This is a genomic window from Methylobacterium sp. NFXW15, assembly GCF_049887755.1.
GTDB lineage: Bacteria > Pseudomonadota > Alphaproteobacteria > Rhizobiales > Beijerinckiaceae > Methylobacterium.
Genome location: NZ_JAGEKG010000003.1, coordinates 122950 through 144995 on the forward strand (window position 1 = coordinate 122950; position 22046 = coordinate 144995).

Below are 22046 nucleotides of genomic sequence, written 5' to 3' on the forward strand. Positions count from 1 at the left end.
CCCCGGGAGGTCACGCGCCGCCGCGCCGATCCCGGCCTCATCGACGCCGTATCGCAGGGATCTCCTGTGGATGTGCTCCGCGCGGGTATGCGATGCCGGTCGCAGCGTGTATCCCGGCTCGAAACCGGGATGATTCGGCAATTGTGAGGGAGGGGGCCGCCGTGGGTCAGGCACGCAGGGTCCTGCTCGCCGGAACGCTTCTCGTCCTCGTCGCGGGCGGGGCGCTCGCCGTGACGCGGCCCGAGGTCCCGGCGGCCCTGGCAGGATGGCGGGAAACCCTGGAGGCGCTGCTGCCCGACCGCGCAACGGCCCCCGCCGTGCGGTTGCCTGCCCCGCGCACCGCCATCGAAGACGGGCGGACGATCGTGCATCTCACGCCCGCCGAGCGGGCGCGGGTCGGCATCGTCACGCAGGTGCTGCACGCCCGGCCGCATCCGCGGGAATCCACCGGCTACGGCACCATCCTCGACCTCGCCCGCGTCACGGAACTGGCGAACAGCTATGCCGGCGCGGTCGCCGCCCTTCAAACCGCCCGCGCCCGCGCCGAGGTTTCGGTGAGCGCCGCACGGCGGCTCAAGAGTCTCGGCGCGGCGGCGATCGCCACCGCGCAGATCGAGACCGCCGAAGGCACGGCGCTGACCGACCAGGCGGCGGTGACGGCGGCGGATTCGCAGGTGCGGACGCTCGCCGCCACGGCCCGGCAGGAATGGGGCTCGGTGATCGGCAAGGCGATCATCGAGCGCGGCTCCCTGGTGACCCGCCTGATCGAGCGCGAGGACTTCCTCATGCAGGTCACCCTGCCGCCGGGGGAAAACCTGACGCAGGCGCCTCACACCGCCTTCGCCGAGGTGCCGCCGCAGAGCGTGCGGGTGAGCCTGCGCCTCGTCTCCCCCGCGACGCGAACCGACCCGCGCATCCAGGGGCAGAGCTTCTACTACCTCGTGTCCGGTGAGAGCGGCCTGTTGCCGGGCATGAGCGTCATGGCCTTCCTGCCCACGGGCAGGACGACGACCGGTGTGCTCGTGCCGGAGGACGCCCTGGTCCATGCCGAGGGCGGCACCTGGGTCTACCGCGGCCTCGGGAACGACACCTATGTCCGCCACCCGGTGCGGACCGACGCGCCGATGTCGGCGGACGGGTTCGTCGTGGCCGACCTGCCCGAAGAGGGCGAGATCGTCCTGTCGGGGGCGCAGGCGCTCCTGTCCGAGGAGATGCGCAGCCGGGTTCGCGTGGTCGGCGACGACGATGACTGAGCGTCCCTCCGGCTTGCAGGCCGCCCTGATCGATGCCTCGGTCCGGCTGCCGCGCGTGGTGCTGGCGCTCGCCTGCGCGCTCCTCGTCTTCGGGCTCTATGCCCTGGCCGGCGCGCGCTACGACGTGTTCCCGGAATTCACCCCGCCCACGGCCACGATCCAGACCGAGGCGCCGGGCCTCGACCCGGAACAGGTCGAGGTCCTGGTGACGCAGATCGTGGAGGGGGCGGTGGCGGGCCTGCCCGGCCTGCAAACCCTACGCTCCTCCTCCATCCAGGGCCTCTCGGTGGTCACGGCCACCTTCCGCCCCGGCAGCAGCGTCGATCAACTGCGGCAGCGGGTGAACGAGCGCATCGCCGCCCTGCCGGGGCGCCTGCCGCAGGGCGTGTCGGCGCCCGCCATGACGCCGCTCACCTCCTCGACCCTCACGGTGCTCCTCGTCGGCCTCACCTCCGAGCGGCGGGATGCCATGGACCTGCGCACCCTGGCCGACTGGACCGTGCGCCCGCGCCTTCAGGCGGTGCCGGGCATCGCCCAGGTCTCGATCTATGGCGGGGCCGTGCGCTCCCTGCAGGTGCAGGTGCGTCCCGATGATCTGATCCGCCACCAGATCGGCCTCAACGACGTGCTCGCCGCCGCGCGCAAGGCAACGGGCGTGCGCGGGGCAGGCTTCGTGGAGACCGCGAACCAACGGATCGTGCTGCGCACCGAGGGGCAGGCCCTGACCCCGGAGGCCCTGGGACGGACGGTGTTGGCGAACGAGGGCGGGGCCAGCGTGATCCTGGCGGATGTGGCCACCGTCACCGCCGCGCCGGAACCCGCGATCAGCGCCGCCCTGGTGGACGGCAAGCCCGGCGTGCTCCTGATGGTCGGCGCGCAGGTCGGCGTGGATACCCTCGCCGTCACCGCCCGGCTCGAAGCCGCCCTCGACGAGTTGCGCCCCGCCCTGGAGCGCGAGGGCGTGTCCTTGCGCCCCGACCTGTTCCGCCCGGCCGACTTCGTCGGGGTCGCCACCGGCAACGTGCTGTTCGCCTTAGGCCTCGGCGGTGGGCTGGTGGTGATCGTGCTCCTCGTTTTCCTGGCGGATTGGCGCACGGCGCTCATCAGCGCGGCGGCGATTCCCCTGTCGCTGGTCTCGGCAGCCCTGGTGCTCCAGGCCTTGGGCGAGAGCCTCAACACCATGACGCTCGGCGGCCTCGCGCTGGCGATCGGAGAGGTGGTGGACGATGCGGTGATCGGGGTCGAGAACGTCACCCGCCGCCTGCGCGAGGCCGGGCGGACGACACGAGGCGGGCGGGCGCGGCTGGTGCTCGACGCCATCCTCGAGGTCCGGTCTTCCGTCGCCTACGCGACGCTCGCCGTGCTGCTGATGTTCCTGCCGGTCCTGGCGCTCACCGGCGTCGCCGGGCGCCTGTTCGGACCGCTGGCCCTGGCCTATGTCGCCGCCGTCGTGGCCTCGCTCGTCGTCGCCCTCACGGTGACGCCGGCCCTGTCCCTTCTCCTGCTCGGCGGCAAGGCCGGGCGGACCGGCCCCGTCGCCGACCCGCCCGCCGTGCGCTGGACGCGAGGGCTCTACCTGCGGCTGCTCGACCGCGCGGGCCGGGCGCCGCGTCTCGTGATGGCTGCGGGACTCGCGGCGACACTCGCCGGGGCGGCGCTGGTGCCGGGGCTCGGCCTGTCCTTCCTCCCCGACCTGCGGGAGGGGCACCTGATCCTGCACATGGTCGCCGCCCCGGGCACCTCGCTGACGGAATCGCAACGGCTCGGCACGCTCATCACCGCCGAACTGAAGGGCATTCCCGGCGTGCGCGCCGTCGCCTCCCAGATCGGCCGGGCCGAGGCGGGCGAGGATACGGCCGGCCCGCATTACAGCGAGATCCATATCGACCTCGAACACGGACTCGACGGTGCGGCGCAGCGGGGTATCGAGGGGCGGATCCGCGAATTGATCGCCGGGTTTCCGGGGCCCGCCTTCTCGCTGAAATCCTTCCTCACCGAGCGCATCGAGGAGGTGATCTCGGGCTTCACCGCTCCGGTCGTCGTCAACGTCGTCGGCAACGATCTCGACCGGATCGAGGCCGCTGCCCGTGCCGTCGCGCGGGAACTCGCGGAGGTGCGGGGCGCCCGCGACGTGCAGCAGGCCGCCCCGGCCGGGCTGCCGCAGCTGACGGTCGCCCTGCGGCAGGTCGATCTGCGCCATTGGGGCCTCGACGCCGTGGACGTGCTGGAGACCGTCCGCACCGCCTACCAGGGCGACGTCGTCGGCCAGACCTACCGGGGCAATGCCGTGTTCAACGTCATCGTCCTGCTCGACGGGCGCTCCCGCGACCGGCTGAGCCTCGTTGGGGACCTGCCCCTGCGGACCCCCGGCGGGCGCTATCTCCGGCTGTCGCAGGTGGCGGACGTGTACGAGAGCACCGGGCGCTATCAGGTGCAGCACCAGGGCGCGCAGCGGGTGCAGGCGGTCACCGCCAACGTCGTCGGGCGGGACGTGGCGGGGTTCGTCGCGGCGGCCAAGCGCAAGATCGCGAAGGAGGTGCGGCTGCCCGCAGGCGTCTACGTCACCTTCGCGGGGGCGGCCGAAGCCCAAGCGCGGGCGCGGCGCGATCTCCTGTTCCACACGGCCCTTGCCGGGTTCGGCATCGTGGTGCTGCTGGCCGTCGTCACGGGCTCTGGGGCGAACCTCACTCTGGTGCTCGCCAACCTCCCCTTCGCCTTCGTCGGCGGGGTCGCGGCCGTCGTGATGACCGGGGGCACCCTGTCCCTCGGCTCCATCGTGGGTTTCGTCACGCTGGCGGGCATCTCGCTGCGCAACAGCGTGATGATGATCGCCCATTACGAGCAGATGGTCACCCGCGACGGCCGTCCCTGGAACGCGGCCACCGTCGCGGAGGGCGCCGCCGACCGGATGGTGCCGATCCTGATGACCTCCCTCGTCACCGGCCTGGGGCTCCTGCCCCTCGCGCTCGGCGCCGGGGAGCCCGGCCGCGAGATCGAGGGCCCGATGGCGGCCGTGATCCTCGGCGGCCTCGTCACCTCGACCGTGCTCAACCTGACGATCCTGCCGATCCTCGCCAGGCGCTTCGCGCGCTTCCGGCGGGACGAGGACATCGCGGAAGCGACCTGAACCTCTACTGCGTGCGCATGATCTGGATCACCGCCGGGGTGATGATCACCACGAACAGCACCGGCAGGAAGAACAGGATCATCGGCACCGTCAGCTTGGGCGGCAGGGCGGCGGCCTTCTTCTCGGCTTCGATCATGCGCGCGTCGCGGCTTTCCTGCGCGAGCACACGCAGCGCCTGACCCACGGGCGTGCCGTAGCGCTCCGCCTGGCTGAGGGCGATGGCCACCGACTTCACCGGCTCCAGGCCGGTGCGCATCACGAGGTTCTCGTAAGCTTGGCGGCGGTCCGGCAGGAACGACATCTCGGCCACCATCACCGCCAGCTCCTCGGCGAGGACGACGGACGAGACCGCGATCTCGGTGCTCACCTTCCGGAAGGCGTTCTCGATGGCCATACCCGATTCGACGCAGATCAGCGTCAGGTCGAGGGCGTCGGGCCACGCCTTGCGGATCTCGGTCTGGCGCTTCTTGGCGGCATTCACGAGGAACAGTTCCGGCGCCTTGATGCCCATGAACGCCGCGCCGATCGTCATGGCGACGCGGGTCAGGAACGTGACGTCGACCGCCTCCAGGATGAACAGGTAGAAGATCGCCAGGATGCTGGCGCCCACCGGCGTCACGAGGCGGAAGAACAGGAAGGCGGTTTCCGCGCCCTGGCCGCGATAGCCCGCCATCAGGAGCTTGCGCTTGGCGGTGTCCGTGCCGAGCCATCGGCGCAGATTGTACCGCTCCACGATCTCCTTCATGTACGCCTTGGGCTCGGTGCGCAGGCTGCCCTTGGTCGTCAGCTTCTCGCGCTCGCGGCGGCGGATGATCTCGCGCTCGTCGCTCACGAGCTTCATCCGCTTGCCGAGCTTGTCCGGCTCCAGAAAGGGCTGTGCCACGGCGAAGGCCGTGGCCGCGGCGGCGATGGCCGCCAGCGCGCTGCCCACGAAGCGCGGATCGAACAGCTTTGCGGCGATCTCCTCGACCATGCCGTCCCCGTCAGATTTCGAAGGCGATCATCTTCTTGATGACCAGAATGCCCATGGTCATCCAGATCGCCGAGCCCACCAGGGCGATCTTGCCGGCGTCGGTCGTCCAGAGCAGCGAGATGTAGTCCGGGCTCGTCAGCGTGGTGATGCCCGCCACGCCGAAGGGCAGGGCGGCGATGATCGAGGCGGAGGCCTTGGCCTCCATGCTCATCGCCTGGATCTTGCCGCGCATCTTGGCCCGGTCGCGCAGCACTCGCGACAGGTTGTTCAGCGCCTCGGAGAGGTTGCCGCCCGATTGCTGCTGGATGTTGATGACGATCGAGAAGAAGTTCACCTCGGCCGTCGGCACCCGCTCGTGCAGGCGGGACACCGCGTCGCCGAGGGACAGGCCGAGGGCCTGCGTCTCAACCACGGTGCGGAACTCGCCGCGCAGGGGTTCCTCCGCCTCGCGGGAGACCATGCGGAAGCAATCGCCGACCGGGATGCCGGTCTTGATGCCGCGCACCACCACGTCGACGGCGTTGGGCAGTTCCTTGTTGAACTTCGCGATCCGGCGCAGGCGCAGGTGACGCAGCAGGAAAGGCGGCAGGCCGAACGCGCCGAAGAACACGCCGCCCAACGCCGCGAACGGGCTATCCGTCAGCAGGAACAGCAGGAAGCCGACGATCACGCCGAAGACGCCGGAATAGGTCCAGTAGGTCTTCGGGGTCCAGTCGAGCCCCGCGCGGGCGAGCTTCAGGTCCAGCGTGACCTTGGTCGCGCCCTTGGCCTTCGCCTCGATCTCGCCCAGCGTCTTGGCGACCTGATCGCGCCGGTTGACGTTCACGGACCGGCCCGCTGCCGTCACGGGGGCGACGGCGATGACCTTCAGGCGCTTACCCGCCCGCCGCTGCCCCGGCATCAGGGCGATGATCGCGGCATAGGTCAGGAGGGCGATGGCGAGCCCTGCGAGCCCTGCGGCAACGGGCAGTCCAGGAAAGAGCGAATCGAGATCGGGCATGGCCTCATGCCCCTTCGACGACTTCGGAGGCGTCGAGCGCCGCGCCGAGGCGGCCTTCGAGGCCGTAATAGCGGGCGCGCTCCCAGAAGCGTGGGCGGCCCACGCCCGTGGAGCGATGGCGGCCGATGATCTTGCCGTTCGCGTCTTCGCCGAGGATATCGTAGAGGAAGATATCCTGGGTGGTGATGACCTCCCCCTCCATCCCCAGCACCTCGGTGATGTGGGTGATGCGGCGCGAGCCGTCGCGCAGGCGGGTCGCCTGAACGATCACGTCGATCGAGCCGCAGATCATCTCGCGCAGAGTCCGTGAGGGCAGGGTGAACCCGCCCATGGAGATCATCGATTCGATACGCGACAGGCACTCGCGCGGGCTGTTGGCGTGCAGCGTGCCCATCGAGCCGTCGTGGCCGGTATTCATGGCCTGGAGGAGATCGAACGCCTCCGGGCCGCGCACCTCGCCGACGATGATCCGCTCGGGCCGCATACGCAGGCAGTTCTTGACGAGGTCGCGCATCGTCACCTGCCCCTGACCCTCCATGTTGGGCGGGCGGGTTTCCAGGCGCACCACGTGCGGCTGCTGCAATTGCAGCTCTGCCGCGTCCTCGCAGGTGATGACGCGCTCGTCGTGCTCGATATAGGCGGTCAGGCAGTTCAGCAGCGTCGTCTTGCCGGAGCCGGTGCCGCCGGAGATGACGACGTTGCAGCGCGACTGGCCGATGATCTTCAGGACCTCGGCCCCCTCGGGCGAGATCGCGCCGAAGCGGACGAGCTGGTCGAGGGTCAGCTTGTCCTTCTTGAACTTACGGATCGTCAGGGCCGGTCCGTCGATGGCCAGCGGCGGGGCGATGACGTTGACGCGGGAGCCGTCGGGCAGGCGCGCGTCACAGATCGGCGAGGCGTCGTCCACGCGCCTTCCCACCTGACTCACGATACGCTGGCAGATGTTCATCAACTGCTGGTTGTCGCGGAACCGCACGCTGGTGAGCTGGATCTTGCCCGCAACTTCGATGAACGTCCGGCCCGCGCCGTTGACCATGATGTCGGCGATGTCGTCCCGCGCCAGCAGAGGCTCCAGCGGGCCGTAGCCGAGCACGTCGTTGCAGATGTCGTCGAGCAGCTCCTCCTGCTCGGAAATCGACAGGACGATGTTCTTGAGCCCGATGATCTCCGTGACGATGTCGCGAATTTCCTCGCGCGCGGTCTCCGCGTCGAGATGGGCGAGCTGCGTGAGGTCGATCGCCTCGATGAGGGCGCCGAAGATCAGGCTCTTGGTACGGTAGTATTCGTCCGAACGCGGGGCCTCGACCACGATCGGAGCCGGAGCGCGCGCCTGTGGGGGCGCCTCTCGCGCGGGCGATGGCGCGGGGGCGGGCTGCTGCAGCGTCCGCGCCTGGGGGATGGGCGGAGGCGTGGGCGTCGAACCGGATTGCCGTCTACCGAACATGATCGTTGCGGACCCGCATCACGAGGCCTTGCGGCGGGCGGCGAGCTTGGCGAGCAACGGCTCGAGCAGGCTCGCGCCCCCGCTCTTGCGCCGCGTCTCCACCCGGCCGATGGCGGCGGCAGCGAGATCGTTGAACAGCTCGGCCACCTTCGAGCCGGGCTGTACCTCCGCGATCATCTGGCCGTTGTTGGCGGCGGTGCCGAACAGGGCCGGATCGAAGGGAATGGTCGCCGCCAGCGGCACGTCGAGGGCCTTGGCGAACTCGGTGGCGCCGATCTCCGGCCGCTTGGCCATGCCGCTGCCGTTCAGCAGCACGCGCGGCGGCGCGTCGTTGGGACGGCCGTGCTTGAGGGCGCCGAGCAGGTTCTTGGCGTTCCGCAGGGAGGCGAGATCCGGCCCGGCGACGACGAGGATCTCATCGGAGGCCGCCAGCACGCGCTTCGTCCAGGCGTTCCACTGATGTGGAACGTCGAGGACGAGGCAGGGCACCGTCGCCCGCAGGTGCTCGATCAGCGTGTCGAAGGCGGGCTCGGTGAGGTCGATGGTCCGGTCCAGGCTCGCGGGGGCCGAGAGCAAGCTGAGGTTGTCGCTGCACTTCGAGAGCAGCCGCTCCACCAGGGCGGCGTCGAGGCGCTCGGGGGCGAAGACGGCCTCCGCGATGCCCTGGGGCGGATCCTGGTTGAAGTTCAGGGAGGCGGTGCCGAAGGCGATGTCGAGATCGGCGATCACGGTCGGCACGCCCTGGCTGCGCGCGACGGACCACGCCAGATTGTGCGCCACGGTCGAGGCGCCGATGCCTCCGCGCACGCCGAACACGGAAATCGTGCGCCCGATGGGCTTCACACCGGAGGCGGTGAACATCTCCGAGATGGAGGCGATCAGCGTCAGGGGATCGACCGGCGCCATCAGATAGTCGGACACGCCCCGCTGCAGCAGCTGCCGGTAGAGCGTCACGTCGTTGAGATGGCCGATGACGACGACGCGGGTGCCCTCGTCGCAGACCTCGGCCAGGGCATCGAGGCATTCCAGCGGCTTCGAGCGGGCGCCCTGCACCTCGATGATGATGACGTTCGGGGTCGGCGCGTGCCGGAAAGCCTCGATCGCCGCCGCGCCGCCGCCCATGCGAACCTTCACGCGGGCGCGCTGCAGCCGCCGGTCCTCGGCGGCGGCCTCGATCATGGCCGCCGTCTCCGACAATTCGCAGAAGGCCTGGATCGTGATCCGGGGAACCGGGGCGATCACCCGTTCGGCCGTCTCGCTCTGCTCCGCCATCACGGGACTCTCGGGGTTGGAACGCAAGGTGGCGCCGGAACCGTGCCGCCCCGGCGGGAGAACTCAGTTGCCGACCTGGGACTTCACGGATGCCTGACCATCCTGACGCCACTGGGTTGACGGATCCTTGCCTTCGCGCAGCTGGCCGACGTCGCGGATACGCCGCACGCTGTCGATCCGGCCCTCCGGGCGGCCGCGCACGAGGTCGATCGGGTCTGCGACCTGGGCCGCCACCATCGCCTGTGTGGAGCAGCCGAGGTTCCAGACCGGGCGGTTGCTGTTGTCGAAGGAGAAGTTGCTGGCGCCGAGATCCTGGGGCCAGGTTCCGCAGGCATCGGCCACCTTGGCCTGCATGCGCGTGAAGGTCAGGCGGATCGGCGCCGCGAGGTCGGGGGCGGCGGCGGCGTAGACTGAGGTGGAGACGGTGCCGCGGGGCACGCCGTCCTCCGCCGCCCGGCGTAGCAGCAGGGAGGCGGTGCGCTCGGTCGCGGTCGCGCGGGCCGGAGGCAGGCCGCGTGGTACCTCCATCAGCATCCCGCCCCGGCCGTAGCGCCGGTATTCGAGCATGAAGGCGTCCACGTCGTCGGCTTGGCGCGGGTCGAGATGGCCGGGGCCGGTGGGGAACACGTCGAGGCTACGGGCGCCGTCCGTCAGCACGATGGGGTGGCGCGCGCGATAATCGGACGCGCCGATCGCCCCCGTGGTGATCGGGGGTTCGGCCTTGCAGGCTCCGGCGAGCGCCGCGAGGGCGCAGGCGCAGAGCAGGGAGAGCCGCATCCGGGTGGGGCTGTGCGAGGCGGTCATTGCACTACTCGACGATGAAGCCGACGCGGCCACGGTAGGTGGGGGCGATCGGCGCGGCGCCGACCTTGCCGTAGAGGCGGTTGAACTGGCCGAGCAGCACGGCCTGGGTATCGGGCGTGTCGACGAAGTTGTCGTCGGGGCGGCTCACCTGGCGCGGCTCCACCGGCTTGGCGATGAAGGGCGTGACCATGATCATCAGCTCCGTCTCCTGCCGCTGGTAGTCGCGGGAGCGGAACAGGGCGCCGAGGATCGGCAGGTTGATCAGGCCCGGCAGGCCGCTGAGCGCCTGCTTGTTGACCTGCTGGATCAGGCCCGCCGTCATCATCACGCCGCCGGAGGGCAGCTCCACCGTCGTCTCCGAGCGGCGCACGCGGGTGCCGGGGATGGCGGTCGTGGTGCCGTTGGGGTTGGTGTAGTTGAAGCTGGTCTGCGGATCGATCTCGGTCACGTCGGTGCCGACGCGGATCGAGATGCGGTTGTCGGCCAAAACCACGGGGGTGAAGTTCAGCGCGACGCCGTAGGGCTTGAAGGCGATGCCGGGCGGCGGACACAGGCCACCGACGCAGGCCGCCGCGTTGGACGGCACGGGGAATTCGCCGCCTGCCAGGAACTTGGCGGCTTCGCCCGAGATCGCCGTCAGGGTCGGCTCGGCCAGCACGCGGGAGACGCCCGCCTGCTCGAACGCCTTGAGGGTCGCCTGCAGTGAGAAGCCGCCGCCCTGGATCGAGGCCTGGATCTGGTTGCCGGCCGGCGTCGTCCCGCCGGTGATCGGGAAGGGCAGCGCGTTGACGAAGCCGGGGGCGGTGGCCGAGCCGAGCGGGTTCAGCGCCGACCAGTTGCCGGTCATGTTGATCCCGAACTGCTTCAGGACGTTGCGCGACACCTCCATCACGGTGACGCGCAGCATCACCTGATCCTTGTTGCGGATCGTGAGGTTGTTGATCACCGCGCCGCGCGCGCCCGCCGCGACGCCGCCGGTGGACCCCCCGCCCGAGGCCCCGCCGCTGCCGAGCCCGACGAAGGCGTTGGCGATGTCGATGGCCTGCTGCGCCTCCGCCGAGGAGCCGACCGAACCCGAGAGCAGCACCGAGGCGCCGGACGAGCGCACGTCGAACTTGCCGTTCGGGATGCTCTGCATCAGCAGATCGCGCAGGGTGGAGAGATTCAGGTCGCGGGCGACCGTCACGTCGAGGGCGGCGATCTGGCGGCCCTCCGCATCCATGATGAAGATCGTGGTGGCGCCATCGGCCATGCCGATCACGAACACCTTGCGGGTCGAGCGCACCACCGCGTTGGCCACGGCGGGGTTGGCGACGAACACCTCCTTGGCGTCCCGCGGCAGGTCGACGATGATCGAGCGGCCAGCGGTCAGTTCGACCCGTCGGCTGGTGTTGGCCTCCGCCACGCCCACGGTGACGACCGGGGCGGGGCCCACGGTTCCGCGATCCTGCGAGCCGCGCAATTGCGCGCTGGCCGGGCCGGGCACGGCGGCGAGGGCGGCGAGGGCCAGGGCGCCGAGGCGGCGTTGGGCGAGGCGAGAGGGCATGAGGCTGGCTTTCATGGCGCTCACGGCGTGTGCTGGCGGGCGATGCCGAAGCGCACCACGGTCAGGCCCGGATCGACGGCGGGCTGTTCCTCGGGCGCGGCCGAAGCGGTGTCCTGGCCATGCCCGGCATCGGCGAGGCTGCGCAGGGCCAGGGAGAGCGAGCCGATCTTTTGGGCGAGGGTCACCGTCTCCGCCTGGGCGGGGGTGAGGGCGAGGGTCGCCGTCTCGCCCGTGACGACGTTGGTGCCGTTCTTTTCCTGGATGAGCTGACCCACGGCCAGCACCCGGATGTCCCGCAGGATCGTCTGCGAGAGCTGGACATCCGTTCCCGAATTCTTGGACGCCGCGTCGTCGCGATAGGTGCGGATCACGTCCACCCGGTCGTTGGGCAGGATGAAGCCGCCCGCCGAGTTGGTGCCACGGCTGTCGGTGACGATGGCCACCGCCCGCATCCCGGCAGGCAGGATCGCGGCCATGAAGCCGCTCTCGGGGCGGACCAGCTTCTGGGCCCGGATCGGCTCACCCGCCAGAAAGGCCGAGCGCACCGTGGCGCCGATGGTCGTTTCGAGGGCGTTGGGATGGTCTTTCCGCGTGACGAAGCCGGGCGAGAGGGCCGAGTCCGGCCAGGGTTGCCAGCGCAGGTCGGCAGCCTGGAGCACCTGCCCCATCGGCTCGTCGGCGGCGGCCACGAGCACATCGCTGACCGGCGGCGGGGGCGCCTGGACCACCTTCTCCGGCGGCGGGGGCGGCGGCGGGGGGCTGCCTCCCATCAGGTAGGCGGCCCCGCTGCCCGCGAGGAGGGCGATGCCGAGGACGGCGAGGCGGGCGGGTTTCATCGGGCTTCCGGTCGAACCTGGAATCGAGGGGACGCCGGGTCGGCGAACATGACCGAGAGTTGCGCCGGATTGGTGTAAACATGGTTAAGTCTTATTGACCGAGGCCTCCGAATACCGCGCGAGAGGTGTCGCAAACCGTCACACATGCGCGTTCGCCGCCGTGGCGCCCTCCCGAGGCTTGGCCTATCCTTTCGCTCTACCCGGCCCGTCAGCAGGCCGGGGCGATCAGGACAATGGGATGAGACGCATGGTGAAGGGTATCGGCGGCGCGACTTTCGCGGCCGCCCTTGCGGGTTCGGTGCTCGGTTCGGGCCCCGCCGCGGCACAGGCTCCGGCGCAGGAAGCCTATTCGGGCAACGTCGTGAAGATCGGCATCCTCAACGATCAGTCCGGCCTCTACGCCGAGTTCGGCGGCGCGGGCTCCGTCGAGGCCGCGAAGATGGCCGTCGAGGATATGGGCGGAAAGATCGGCGGCGTGCCGATCGAGATCGTTTCCGCCGACCACCAGAACAAGCCCGACATCGCTTCGGCCATCGCACGGCAATGGTACGACCGCGACGGCGTCGATGCGATCATGGAACTGACGACCTCTTCGGTGGCGCTGGCGGTGCAGGGCCTTTCCAAGGAAAAGAAGAAGATCACCATCACCACCGGGGCCGCCTCCAGCGACCTCACCGGCAAGGCCTGCACGCCCTACGGCTACCATTGGGCCTACGACACCCATGCGCTCGCCGTCGGCACGGGCGGGGCGCTGACGCGGGCGGGCGGCAAGACGTGGTTCTTCCTCACCGCCGACTACGCGTTCGGCACTGCGCTCGAGAATGACACCACCGCCGTGGTGAAGGCCAATGGCGGCAAGGTGGTGGGCTCCGTGCGCCATCCCCTGTCGGGCCAGGACTTCTCGTCCTTCCTGCTCCAGGCTCAAGGGTCGAAGGCGCAGGTGATCGGGCTCGCCAATGCCGGCCTCGACACGTCGAACTCGATCAAGCAGGCGGCGGAATACGGCATCACCGATGGCGGCCAGAAGCTCGCCGCCCTGCTCTTCACCCTGTCCGAGGTCCACGGCCTCGGGATCAAGGCGGCCCAGGGCCTGACCCTCACCGAGGGCTGGTACTGGGACCTCAACGACGAGACCCGCGCCTTCGGCCAGCGCTTCATGAAGCGCACCAACCGGATGCCGAACATGATCCAGACCGGTACCTACTCCGCCGTGTTGTCCTACCTCAAGGCGGTGAAGGCGGCGGGCACGGACGAGACCGATGCAGTCAACGCCAAGTTGAAGTCGCTGCCGGTGGACGACGTGTTCACCCGTAACGGCCACGTCCAGCAGACGGGCCTGATGGTGCACGACATGTACCTGTTCGAGATCAAGAAGCCCGCCGATTCCAAGGGCGAGTGGGATCTCTACAAGCTCGTCTCCACCATCCCCGGCAAGGAAGCCTACGCGTCCGAGGCCGAAAGCGGGTGCCCGCTTGTGACGGGGAAGTAGAAGGTCTTCAGAGGGCCAGTCCCACACTGGCCCTCTCACGTCCTCGTTTCGGGTTTGCGCGTCGCGGTGCCGGAACGGCAGCCGACCGGACCGAACGCCTACCCGGCCCAAACCTCCCGGTACAGCACCGCGATCTCTTCCGCGTCCGGCACACGCGGGTTGTTGCCCGGCGAGCCGGAGGCGAGAGCCTGTTCGGCCATGGTCGGGATCAGCTTCTCCCACTTCGCGGCGTCGAGGCCGTATTCCTGCGGGCTCGGCACGTCGAGGTCGTCGTTCAGGGCGCGCAGCTCGTTCACCAGGGCTTCCACCGCGGCCTCGTCGCTTGCGCCGCATTTCACGCCCATCGCACGGGCGCAGGCGGCGTAGCGGGCGACCGCCCCCGGCGCCGAGAAGGCCGTGACGGCGGGCAGCAGCATCGCGTTCGACAGGCCGTGGGCCACATGGAAATGCGCGCCGATCGGGCGGCTCATCCCATGGACCAGGGCGACGGAGGCGTTCGAAAAGGCGATGCCGGCCTGCGTCGCGCCGAGCATCATCGCCTCGCGGGCGGCGCGATCGCCGGGATCGGTCCAGACCCGGCGCAGGTTCGGGGCGATCAGCCCCATGGCTTGAAGGGCGAGCCCGTCCGAGAAGATGTTCGACCGGCGCGAGACATAGGCTTCGATGGCATGGGTGAGGGCGTCGATGCCCGTATCCGCCGTCAGCCGCTTCGGCTTGGTGAGGGTCAGTTCGTAATCGACCAGGGCCGCCACCGGCAGGTAGGCGAGGCCGATGCAGAGCATCTTCTCATCGCTCGACTCGTCGGTGACGATGGTGAAGCGCGTCGCTTCGGAGCCCGTGCCCGCCGTGGTCGGGATGGCGACGATGGGCAGGCCTGCCTCGTCCTGCAGGTGAGGTGCCTTGTAGCGGCGCATCGGACCGCCGTGGCGGGCGAGCACCGCCACGGCCTTTGCCGTGTCCATGGGCGAGCCGCCGCCGAAGCCGACGACGCAGTCGTGGTCTCCCGCCTGCAAGGCCGCGAGGGCCGCATCGACCGAGGTCACCGTCGGATCCGGCACCGTCTCGGAGAAGATCCGCGCCTTCATCCCGGCCGCGGCCAGCCGCTCCGTCAGGGTCGCCGCCGCGCCGTTGCCGGCGAGGAACGGATCGGTGACGACGAAGGGGCGCGAGAGGCCGAGTTGGCCGAGCACCTCCGGCAGCAGCCGGGAGGCGCCGGCGCCGATGCGCATGAGCCGGGGCAGGGCGATCGAGGCGACCATGGGATCCTCCATGCGGCCCGCTTGAGCGGGTCCATCCACCTGTTTCCATAGGCGTCCGGTAGGCCGGACGGAACCGGGAAGGCTGACAGGTTGAGAGCTTCGCCTGTGTCCTTGCGCACGCCGTCGGCTGAACCGCTTCCACCGCCGCGCGTTCGAAGCCGGATTGCTGCATTGCAAAAACAAGCGTTGTGACGGGTCCGCGTACTCCCGATCTTCCTTTTTCAAGACAGGAGGCCGACATGAGCGAGCATCCCCACGGATCAGAGTCCCATAACCCCGCGACTGCGGTGCCCGAGCATTCCTCGGACGCGGCCGGACCCGCGACCGCCCGGTTCGCGGGCCAAGTGCTGGCCGGGCCCAAAACGGAGAAGACCGTGGCGCTGGCCCTTCAGGGTGGCGGCGCGCATGGCTCCTTCACCTGGGGCGTGCTCGACGCGCTGATCGAGGATGGGCGGCTCGGCTTCGAGGCGCTGACGGGCGCAAGCGCCGGGGCGATGAATGCCGTCGTCATGGTGGACGGTTGGTTGAAGGGCGGGCCGGATGGCGCCCGCGAGGGGCTCGAGCAGTTCTGGCGTGAGGTGAGCCTCGACGGCGATCTCGGGCCGACGCAGCGCCAGTTCGTCTCGGGCCTGCTGAGCCTGTGGAAGGGCAACCCCATCGCAGAGTTCTGGGCCAAGGCGCTGACGCCGAGCCCCTACGTCACCAACCCGCTCAACATCAATCCGCTGCGCAAGGCGCTGGCGGCACAGGTGGATTTCGAGCGACTGCGCGACTCGCAGACGGCGGGCGTGTTCGTGTCCGCCACCAATGTCTGGACGGGCAAGCTCGCCGTGTTCGAGCGCGACGCGCTCACGGTCGATCACCTGATGGCCTCGGCCTGCCTGCCCACCGTGTTCCAGGCCGTGGAGATCGACGGCGTGCCCTATTGGGACGGCGGCTATCTCGGCAATCCGCCGCTCTATCCGCTCTACCGGGGAGCGCAGACACGGGACATCCTGCTCGTGCAGATCAATCCCGTCGAGCGGCGGGAGACGCCGCGCACCGAAGCCGAGATTCGCGACCGCCTGAACGAGATCACCTTCAACGCCAACCTGATGCGCGAATTGCGCGCCATCGACTTCATCGACGGCCTGATCGAGGAAGGCACGCTCGCCCGCAACGGCTACGAGCGCGTGCTGATCCACCGGATCGACGGCACCGACGCGCTGGAGGATTACAACGCCGCCTCCAAGCTCGATGCCCGCTGGAAGGTCTTCTGCCGCCTGCGCGACAAGGGCCGCGCGGCCGCCCAGGCCTGGCTCGGCGAGCATCTGGACCAGGTCGGGCATCGCTGCACCATCGACCTGCAGCAGGCCTATCAATAGTCTGGCGACGACCCGGCCGGGATTAATCCGGCCGCCCCGGGCGTTCACTGTCCATGCGCGATGAGAATGCCCTTCCGGACATCGTCGATCTGCTGGTGCCGCTCCGGCGCTATGCCCGTGCCCTGACACGGGATGCCTTGCGGGCCGACGACCTCGTCCATGACACCCTGGTGCGTGCGCTCGAGGCGAAGGGGACGTTGCGCCCCAACACCAACCTGCGCACCTGGATGATGACGGTGCTGCACAACGTCTTCATCGACGAGCAGCGCCGCCGTCAGGTCGAGGTGCGCCATGCCGACGCCCTCGTGCGGATGCATGACGAGACGAGCCCGCCTGCCCAGGAGGGCCAGGTGCGGCTCGCGCAGATCCGCGAAGCCTTCGCCACCTTGCCCGAAGAGCAGCGCGCCGCGCTCCACCTCGTGACCATTGAGGGCATGGCCTATGCCGATGCGGCGGCGGTCCTCGGCATTCCCATCGGGACGCTGATGTCGCGGCTCGGCCGCGGTCGTGCCGCCCTGCGCGCCTTCGAGGAGGGCGCGCGGCCCGGGCGCGAGACCGATGATGCGCCGAGCGCAGCCCGGACTCCCCGGCCGCCTCTGCGCCTCGTGTCCGGCAATGGCACGCCCCGGCGTGCCGCAGGCGATTCGTGATCTGGGGGCGCTCCGCCGCCCCATTCCCGGAAGCCCGTCATCCAGGACGAGTCGCCGGATACCGTAAGGAAGCCACCGATGATCGATCCGATCACAGACAGCGATCTCATCGCCTTCGTCGACGGGCAGCTCGACCCGATGCGCCGCCTTGAGGTGGAAGCGCATCTGGCGGCCCATCCCGAAGCTGCTGCCCGCGTCATGGCCGATTTTCACGATCGCGACGCCCTGCGCGCCAGCTTTCGCGAGCGGATGGGGCCGGGGCCCGACCGCAACGTCACCCTGGCGCGGCGCCTCGACCGGTCGCTCCGCTGGGGCCGCGTCGCCTCGCGCATGAAGCGGGCGGCGGCCATCGTCGTGCTGGTCGGCGCCGGTTGGCTCGCCCATGACGAGATCGGTCGCTTCGGCGTGCCCGATACGCTGGCTTCCACGGTCGACGCCAGCCTCGTGGAGGATGCGCGGCAGGCCCGCGCCGTCGCCCTGCTGCGCGCAACGACGGCGGCCGATGCCGCCGCCTACGACCGCGACCGTCTCCGCGCGGCGACCGGCGTCGAGCTGCCGCCCCTGCCCGAGGGTTGGCGCGTGCGTGACCTTCAGGTCTTCCCCTCCCGCCATGGCACCGGCATCGAAGTCTCCTTCGAGGCCGAATCCCTCGGCGAGGTCTCCCTCTTCGCCACCCGCGCCGATGGCCGCTCCGGCCCGTCCATGCTCGGCGACACGGCCGGGGGCCGGGTCTTCGCCTGGACGGCGGGGGGCAATGCCTACGCGGTCAGCGGCCCCGAGCGGGACGCCGTTCTCCAGCGCGCGGCGAGCCTGCTCGGGGGCTGAGCACCCTCGACAGGGCGGCCCGCTTGGTGCGAAACACGAGCCATGCGGGCGGCATCGGAAGACGGCGAGGGGCTTCGGGCCCTGTTCGAGGCGGCCCTGTCCGCCCGTGAGCGGGCCTATGCGCCCTATTCCCGGTTCAGCGTCGGCGCGGCCCTGCGCGACGAGACCGGCACCCTCCATTCCGGCTGCAACGTCGAGAACGCGGCCTATCCGGTCGGCACCTGCGCCGAGGCCGGGGCCATCGCCGCGATGGTCGCGGGCGGCGGGCGCCGGATCATGGAGATCCTCGTCTGCGCCGACGGGACCGTACCCGTGACACCCTGCGGGGCCTGCCGCCAGCGCATCCGTGAATTCGCCGGGCCGGACGTCGCGATCCATGCCGCCGGGCCGGACGGTCCGTTGGCCCGCTACACCCTCGACGTCCTGCTTCCGGCCTCCTTCGGCCCGGAGACCTTGCCGTGAGCGAGGCCGCCCTCGCCACCCTGCGGCAGGCGGGTTTCGACGGGCCCTATGCCTGCGCCATCGTCTGCGGCACCGGCCTCGGCGCGCTGGCTGCCGGGCTCGATGAACCGCTGAGCCTCGACTACGCTGCGATCCCCGGCTTCCCGGGGGCGGGGGTCAGCGGCCATCGCGGACGGCTCCACCGGGGTCTGATCGCCGGGCGGCCGGTCCTGATCTTCGAGGGACGCGCCCATGCCTATGAGGCGGGTGACCCCGCCGTGATGCGTGTTCCGCTCACCTGCGCCCGCGAGCTGGGTGCGCGCGCGCTGCTGCTGACCAACGCCGCCGGGTCGCTGCGGCCGGAGGTGGGGCCGGGCCGCCTCGCTCTGCTCGCCGACCACATCAATCTCTCGGGCATGAACCCGCTGATCGGCGAGGCGAGCGACGCCCGCTTCGTCCCGATGACCGATGCCTACGATCCGGCCCTGCGCGTCGCCCTCGCGGCGGCGGCGCGGGCGGAAGGGATCCCGCTCGCCGAGGGCATCTATGCGTGGTTCTCCGGCCCCAGCTTCGAGACGCCCGCCGAGGTCCGGATGGCGGGCATCCTCGGCGCCGACCTCGTGGGCATGTCGACGGTGCCCGAGACCATTCTCGCCCGCTTTCTCGGCCTGCCGGTCGCCGCGATCTCGGCGGTGACGAACCTGGCCGCCGGGATCGCGGGCGGGGCCCCCCATCACGCCGAGACCAAGGCGGTGGCCGCCGCTGCGTCGGGCGACCTCGCCCGGCTGGTGCGCGCCTTCGCCGCCGCCCTTCCCGAGCCGGGAGAAGCCCCATGACGACCGACGAATCCCGCGCCGTCGCCGAACGGGCGCTCGCCCTTCTCGACCTGACTGATCTCAGCGACACCTGCACGCAGACGAAGGTCGACGCCCTGTGCCGGGATGCCCGCGCCGGGCACGTGGCGGCGATCTGCGTCTGGCCTTCCTTCGTCGCGCAGGGCGAGCGGGCGCTCTCCGGCAGCGGCATCCGCATCGCCACGGTGATCAACTTTCCCGAGGGCGGCGAGGATGCGGCCCGCGCCGCCGACGATGCCGCCGAGGCGTGTCGCGATGGGGCGGGGGAGATCGATCTCGTCCTGCCCTATCGCGCCTTTCTGCGCGGCGAGGAGGCCGTGGCCCGCGATTGCGTCGAGGCCGTGCGCGAGACCTGTCCCGATGCCCTGCTCAAGGTGATCCTGGAGACCGGCGAGTTGCGCTCGCCCACCGCCATCCGCGCTGCGGCCGATCTCGCGCTGGCGGCGGGCGCCGACTTCCTGAAGACCTCCACCGGTAAGAGCCCCGTCTCGGCGACGCCAGAGGCCGCGCGCATCCTGCTCGATGCGGTCCTGGCCTCGGGACGCCCCGCGGGGGTGAAAATCTCCGGCGGCCTGCGCAGCGTCGCGGATGCCGCCACCTATCTGGCCCTCGCCGACCGGGCGATGGGCCCGGCCTGGGCTCGGCCCGCCACCTTCCGGCTCGGGGCGAGCAGTCTGTTCGGCGTTCTGATGCAGGCTCGGGAGGGCTGAAAGGTGCGCCTGCCGCAGGAGACCATCCGCACCAAGCGCGATGGAGGCCGTCTCTCGGACGAGGAGATCGCGGAATTCATCACCGGCCTCACCGAGGGGGCGGTGACGGAGGGGCAGGCGGCGGCCTTCGCCATGGCGGTGTTCTTCCGTGGGCTTTCCGTTCCCGAGCGGGTCGCCCTGACGCGGGCGATGATGCGCTCGGGTGACGTGCTGGCCTGGGATCTCCCCGGCCCCGTCTTGGATAAGCACTCCACCGGGGGCGTGGGCGATACGGTGAGCCTGCCCCTGGCGCCGATGGTGGCGGCCTGCGGCGGCTACGTGCCGATGATCTCGGGCCGGGGCCTCGGCCATACCGGCGGCACCCTCGACAAGCTCGCCAGCATCCCCGGCTACGAGGTGGCACCCGAACCCGACCTGTTCCGGCGGGTGGTGTGTGAGGTCGGCTGCGCCATCATCGGCCAGACCGAGCGCATGGTCCCGGCCGACAAGCGCCTCTACGCCATCCGCGACGTGACCGGCACGGTCGAATCCCTCGACCTGATCACCGCCTCCATCCTGTCGAAGAAGCTCGCGGCCGGGCTCGGCGGGCTCGTCATGGATGTGAAGCAGGGCTCGGGCGCCTTCATGCAAGAGCTGCCGGACGCACGCGCCCTGGGCGAGAGCATCGTCTCCGTGGCCGTGGGGGCGGGCCTGCCCACCACCGCGCTCATCACCGACATGGATGCGCCGCTGGCCTCCGCCGCGGGTAACGCCGTCGAGGTCGCCTACGCACTCGATTATCTCACCGGGGCGCGGCGGGAGCCGCATTTCCACGCCGTCACCCTGGCGCTCGGCGCCGAGATGCTGGTGCTCGGCGGTCTGTCGGCGAGCCGTGGGGAAGCCTCGGCCACGCTCGAGGAGGCCCTAGTCTCGGGCCGGGCGGCGGAGACATTCGCCCGGATGGTCGCCGCCCTGGGTGGCCCGTCGGATTTGATCGAGCGGCACGAGACACATCTGCCCGTCGCGCCCGTCCGCCGCGAGGTGAGGGCCGAGGGCACGGTCGCCTCGGTGGCGACGCGGGAGATCGGGCTCGCGGTGATCGGCCTCGGCGGCGGGCGCACCCGCCCGCAGGACGGCATCGACCCTGCGGTCGGCTTCACGGATCTGGCGCGACCGGGCCAGGCCAGCGGCCTCATCGGCATCGTCCACGCCGCCGATGCGGCGAGCGCCGAACGAGCCGAGGCCGCCCTGCGCGCGGCCTATCGGATGGGCGAGGCCCTGCCGGAACGCCCGGCGATCATCGAGCGGGTCGGCTGACGCAGACGGGGTGGTCGTATCGAACGGCGAAGGGCCGGCGTCGCCGCCGGCCCCTGAACCCCGTCCGCGTGGCGCGGATCAGCGCTGGACGATGACCTTCGTGCCCACCTTGGCGTGGGTGTAGAGGTCCATCACGTCCTCGTTGGTCATGCGGATGCAGCCCGACGACACGGCGGTGCCGATCGTCTCCGGCTCGTTGGAGCCGTGGATGCGGTACATGGTGCCGCCGAGATACATGGCGCGGGCGCCGAGCGGGTTCTCGACACCGCCCTTCATATAGCGCGGCAGGTCGGGACGGCGGCGCAGCATCTCGGCCGGGGGACGCCAATCCGGCCATTCACGCTTCATGGTGATGGTCTGCATACCGCTCCACGTGAAGCCCGGACGGCCGACGCCGACGCCGTAGCGCAGGGCTTGGCCGCCGCCGAGGACGTAATAGAGCCGACGCTCGGCGGTGGAGACGACGATCGTGCCCGCACCGTAGGGGCCGCTATAGGGCACGGTCTCACGGGCAATGGCCGACATCTGCGGCACGGCCGCGCTCTGCTGCAGCGGGTCGGCAGTGGTGAGCGCGGTGTTGACCACCGGCACGGCGGCGGGCTCGACCGCTTGGGGGCGGACGCGCACCGACAGCACGTTGTCGATGGGCTGACGGGTCAGCGGGTCGATCTCGTAGGCGAAGGCAGGCGCGGCGAGAACGGCCGCGCCGGCCAAACCGGCGAGGGCGGGAAGAAAACGACGCATCGAAGCCTCACGAGGGCAGGCGCGGAAATGGCGGAGAACGCAGAAACGCTGGTGGGGCACGATGCCGTGCCGATCCTCACCAACGCCTAAACGCTCCGGCCCCAAAGCCAAGCCTGAATGCCCGGCAAACCTTCGTTCCGCCGCAGCCGTTGTCTCATG

The 22046-nt window shown here is 70.4% G+C and carries 19 protein-coding genes; 10 read left to right on the forward strand and 9 right to left on the reverse strand.

What is annotated here, in order from left to right:
- Nucleotides 1-161: 161 nt before the first annotated feature.
- Nucleotides 162-1253 (forward strand): efflux RND transporter periplasmic adaptor subunit, encoded by a 1092-nt coding sequence (locus J4O73_RS07825; RefSeq protein ID WP_426216181.1) that lies wholly within the window; start codon nucleotides 162-164, stop codon nucleotides 1251-1253.
- On the forward strand, nucleotides 1246-4380 hold the full coding sequence (locus J4O73_RS07830) for an efflux RND transporter permease subunit (protein ID WP_426216183.1): 3135 nt from the start codon (nucleotides 1246-1248) through the stop codon (nucleotides 4378-4380). The genes J4O73_RS07825 and J4O73_RS07830 overlap by 8 nt, the downstream gene beginning before the upstream one ends.
- A 4-nt stretch (nucleotides 4381-4384) precedes the next feature.
- Here J4O73_RS07830 and J4O73_RS07835 read toward each other — a convergent pair whose 3' ends face one another.
- The 7 genes from J4O73_RS07835 to cpaB form a co-directional block, all read right to left on the reverse strand.
- On the reverse strand, nucleotides 4385-5353 hold the full coding sequence (locus tag J4O73_RS07835) for a type II secretion system F family protein (RefSeq protein WP_426216185.1): 969 nt from the start codon (nucleotides 5351-5353) through the stop codon (nucleotides 4385-4387).
- A 10-nt stretch (nucleotides 5354-5363) separates the two neighbouring features.
- Nucleotides 5364-6353 (reverse strand): type II secretion system F family protein, encoded by a 990-nt coding sequence (locus J4O73_RS07840; protein WP_426216187.1) that lies wholly within the window; start codon nucleotides 6351-6353, stop codon nucleotides 5364-5366.
- A gap of 4 nt (nucleotides 6354-6357) precedes the next feature.
- Nucleotides 6358-7797 (reverse strand): CpaF family protein, encoded by a 1440-nt coding sequence (locus J4O73_RS07845; RefSeq protein WP_426216189.1) that lies wholly within the window; start codon nucleotides 7795-7797, stop codon nucleotides 6358-6360.
- 18 nt (nucleotides 7798-7815) lie between these two features.
- Nucleotides 7816-9069, reverse strand: coding sequence for an AAA family ATPase (locus J4O73_RS07850; protein WP_426216190.1), 1254 nt, complete (start codon nucleotides 9067-9069; stop codon nucleotides 7816-7818).
- A 63-nt stretch (nucleotides 9070-9132) separates the two neighbouring features.
- The gene (locus tag J4O73_RS07855) at nucleotides 9133-9873 is read right to left on the reverse strand and encodes a CpaD family pilus assembly protein (protein ID WP_426216192.1); all 741 of its coding nucleotides are present in this window, start codon (nucleotides 9871-9873) and stop codon (nucleotides 9133-9135) included.
- A 4-nt stretch (nucleotides 9874-9877) separates the two neighbouring features.
- Nucleotides 9878-11419 carry a type II and III secretion system protein family protein gene (locus J4O73_RS07860; protein WP_426216857.1) on the reverse strand — a complete coding sequence of 514 codons (1542 nt, stop codon included), beginning with the start codon at nucleotides 11417-11419 and terminating at the stop codon, nucleotides 9878-9880.
- 20 nt (nucleotides 11420-11439) lie between these two features.
- Nucleotides 11440-12255, reverse strand: a complete 816-nt coding sequence (cpaB, locus tag J4O73_RS07865) for a Flp pilus assembly protein CpaB (RefSeq protein ID WP_426216194.1) — start codon at nucleotides 12253-12255, stop codon at nucleotides 11440-11442.
- A gap of 247 nt (nucleotides 12256-12502) precedes the next feature.
- On the opposite strand from cpaB, the gene J4O73_RS07870 reads away from it, so the two are divergent.
- Entirely contained in the window at nucleotides 12503-13744 is a 1242-nt protein-coding gene (locus tag J4O73_RS07870; RefSeq protein ID WP_426216858.1) for an ABC transporter substrate-binding protein, read from the forward strand.
- Nucleotides 13745-13842: 98 nt separating this feature from the next.
- Here J4O73_RS07870 and J4O73_RS07875 read toward each other — a convergent pair whose 3' ends face one another.
- Complete coding sequence (locus J4O73_RS07875; RefSeq protein ID WP_426216196.1) at nucleotides 13843-15003, reverse strand: iron-containing alcohol dehydrogenase; 1161 nt, start codon at nucleotides 15001-15003, stop codon at nucleotides 13843-13845.
- Nucleotides 15004-15242: 239 nt separating this feature from the next.
- Here J4O73_RS07875 and J4O73_RS07880 point away from each other — a divergent pair, with 239 nt between their 5' ends.
- The 7 genes from J4O73_RS07880 (at nucleotide 15243) to deoA (ending at nucleotide 21143) form a co-directional block, all read left to right on the forward strand.
- A complete protein-coding gene (locus J4O73_RS07880) occupies nucleotides 15243-16367 on the forward strand; it encodes a patatin-like phospholipase family protein (RefSeq protein ID WP_426216198.1) in 1125 nt (374 codons plus the stop codon).
- A 53-nt stretch (nucleotides 16368-16420) separates the two neighbouring features.
- Entirely contained in the window at nucleotides 16421-17017 is a 597-nt protein-coding gene (locus J4O73_RS07885) for a sigma-70 family RNA polymerase sigma factor (RefSeq protein ID WP_426216200.1), read from the forward strand.
- A gap of 78 nt (nucleotides 17018-17095) precedes the next feature.
- Nucleotides 17096-17842: an anti-sigma factor family protein gene (locus J4O73_RS07890; protein WP_426216201.1), complete on the forward strand. Its 747-nt coding sequence runs from the start codon at nucleotides 17096-17098 to the stop codon at nucleotides 17840-17842.
- 42 nt (nucleotides 17843-17884) lie between these two features.
- The gene (gene cdd / locus J4O73_RS07895; protein WP_426216203.1) at nucleotides 17885-18304 is read left to right on the forward strand and encodes a cytidine deaminase; all 420 of its coding nucleotides are present in this window, start codon (nucleotides 17885-17887) and stop codon (nucleotides 18302-18304) included.
- A complete protein-coding gene (locus J4O73_RS07900; RefSeq protein ID WP_426216205.1) occupies nucleotides 18301-19119 on the forward strand; it encodes a purine-nucleoside phosphorylase in 819 nt (272 codons plus the stop codon). Before cdd ends, J4O73_RS07900 begins: the two co-directional genes overlap by 4 nt.
- Entirely contained in the window at nucleotides 19116-19847 is a 732-nt protein-coding gene (gene deoC / locus J4O73_RS07905; RefSeq protein WP_426216206.1) for a deoxyribose-phosphate aldolase, read from the forward strand. Before J4O73_RS07900 ends, deoC begins: the two co-directional genes overlap by 4 nt.
- A 3-nt stretch (nucleotides 19848-19850) precedes the next feature.
- Nucleotides 19851-21143, forward strand: coding sequence for a thymidine phosphorylase (gene deoA, locus J4O73_RS07910; protein ID WP_426216208.1), 1293 nt, complete (start codon nucleotides 19851-19853; stop codon nucleotides 21141-21143).
- 78 nt (nucleotides 21144-21221) lie between these two features.
- On the opposite strand, the gene J4O73_RS07915 is transcribed toward deoA, so the two are convergent.
- Nucleotides 21222-21887: a L,D-transpeptidase gene (locus J4O73_RS07915; RefSeq protein ID WP_426216209.1), complete on the reverse strand. Its 666-nt coding sequence runs from the start codon at nucleotides 21885-21887 to the stop codon at nucleotides 21222-21224.
- Nucleotides 21888-22046 lie beyond the last annotated feature (159 nt).

What these genes read in the sequence shown, in the direction of transcription:
- J4O73_RS07845 (WP_426216189.1), bottom strand. Translation starts at nt 7,797, where the DNA reads ATGTTCGGTAGACGGCAATCCGGTTCGACGCCCACGCCTCCGCCCATC.
- J4O73_RS07850 (WP_426216190.1), bottom strand. Translation starts at nt 9,069, where the DNA reads ATGGCGGAGCAGAGCGAGACGGCCGAACGGGTGATCGCCCCGGTTCCC.
- cpaB (WP_426216194.1), bottom strand. Translation starts at nt 12,255, where the DNA reads ATGAAACCCGCCCGCCTCGCCGTCCTCGGCATCGCCCTCCTCGCGGGC.
- J4O73_RS07840 (WP_426216187.1), bottom strand. Translation starts at nt 6,353, where the DNA reads ATGCCCGATCTCGATTCGCTCTTTCCTGGACTGCCCGTTGCCGCAGGG.
- J4O73_RS07860 (WP_426216857.1), bottom strand. Translation starts at nt 11,419, where the DNA reads ATGCCCTCTCGCCTCGCCCAACGCCGCCTCGGCGCCCTGGCCCTCGCC.
- J4O73_RS07915 (WP_426216209.1), bottom strand. Translation starts at nt 21,887, where the DNA reads ATGCGTCGTTTTCTTCCCGCCCTCGCCGGTTTGGCCGGCGCGGCCGTT.
- J4O73_RS07870 (WP_426216858.1), top strand. Translation starts at nt 12,503, where the DNA reads ATGGTGAAGGGTATCGGCGGCGCGACTTTCGCGGCCGCCCTTGCGGGT.
- cdd (WP_426216203.1), top strand. Translation starts at nt 17,885, where the DNA reads ATGCGGGCGGCATCGGAAGACGGCGAGGGGCTTCGGGCCCTGTTCGAG.
- J4O73_RS07890 (WP_426216201.1), top strand. Translation starts at nt 17,096, where the DNA reads ATGATCGATCCGATCACAGACAGCGATCTCATCGCCTTCGTCGACGGG.
- J4O73_RS07830 (WP_426216183.1), top strand. Translation starts at nt 1,246, where the DNA reads ATGACTGAGCGTCCCTCCGGCTTGCAGGCCGCCCTGATCGATGCCTCG.
- deoC (WP_426216206.1), top strand. Translation starts at nt 19,116, where the DNA reads ATGACGACCGACGAATCCCGCGCCGTCGCCGAACGGGCGCTCGCCCTT.
- J4O73_RS07835 (WP_426216185.1), bottom strand. Translation starts at nt 5,353, where the DNA reads ATGGTCGAGGAGATCGCCGCAAAGCTGTTCGATCCGCGCTTCGTGGGC.
- J4O73_RS07880 (WP_426216198.1), top strand. Translation starts at nt 15,243, where the DNA reads ATGAGCGAGCATCCCCACGGATCAGAGTCCCATAACCCCGCGACTGCG.
- J4O73_RS07885 (WP_426216200.1), top strand. Translation starts at nt 16,421, where the DNA reads ATGCGCGATGAGAATGCCCTTCCGGACATCGTCGATCTGCTGGTGCCG.
- J4O73_RS07875 (WP_426216196.1), bottom strand. Translation starts at nt 15,003, where the DNA reads ATGGTCGCCTCGATCGCCCTGCCCCGGCTCATGCGCATCGGCGCCGGC.
- J4O73_RS07855 (WP_426216192.1), bottom strand. Translation starts at nt 9,873, where the DNA reads ATGACCGCCTCGCACAGCCCCACCCGGATGCGGCTCTCCCTGCTCTGC.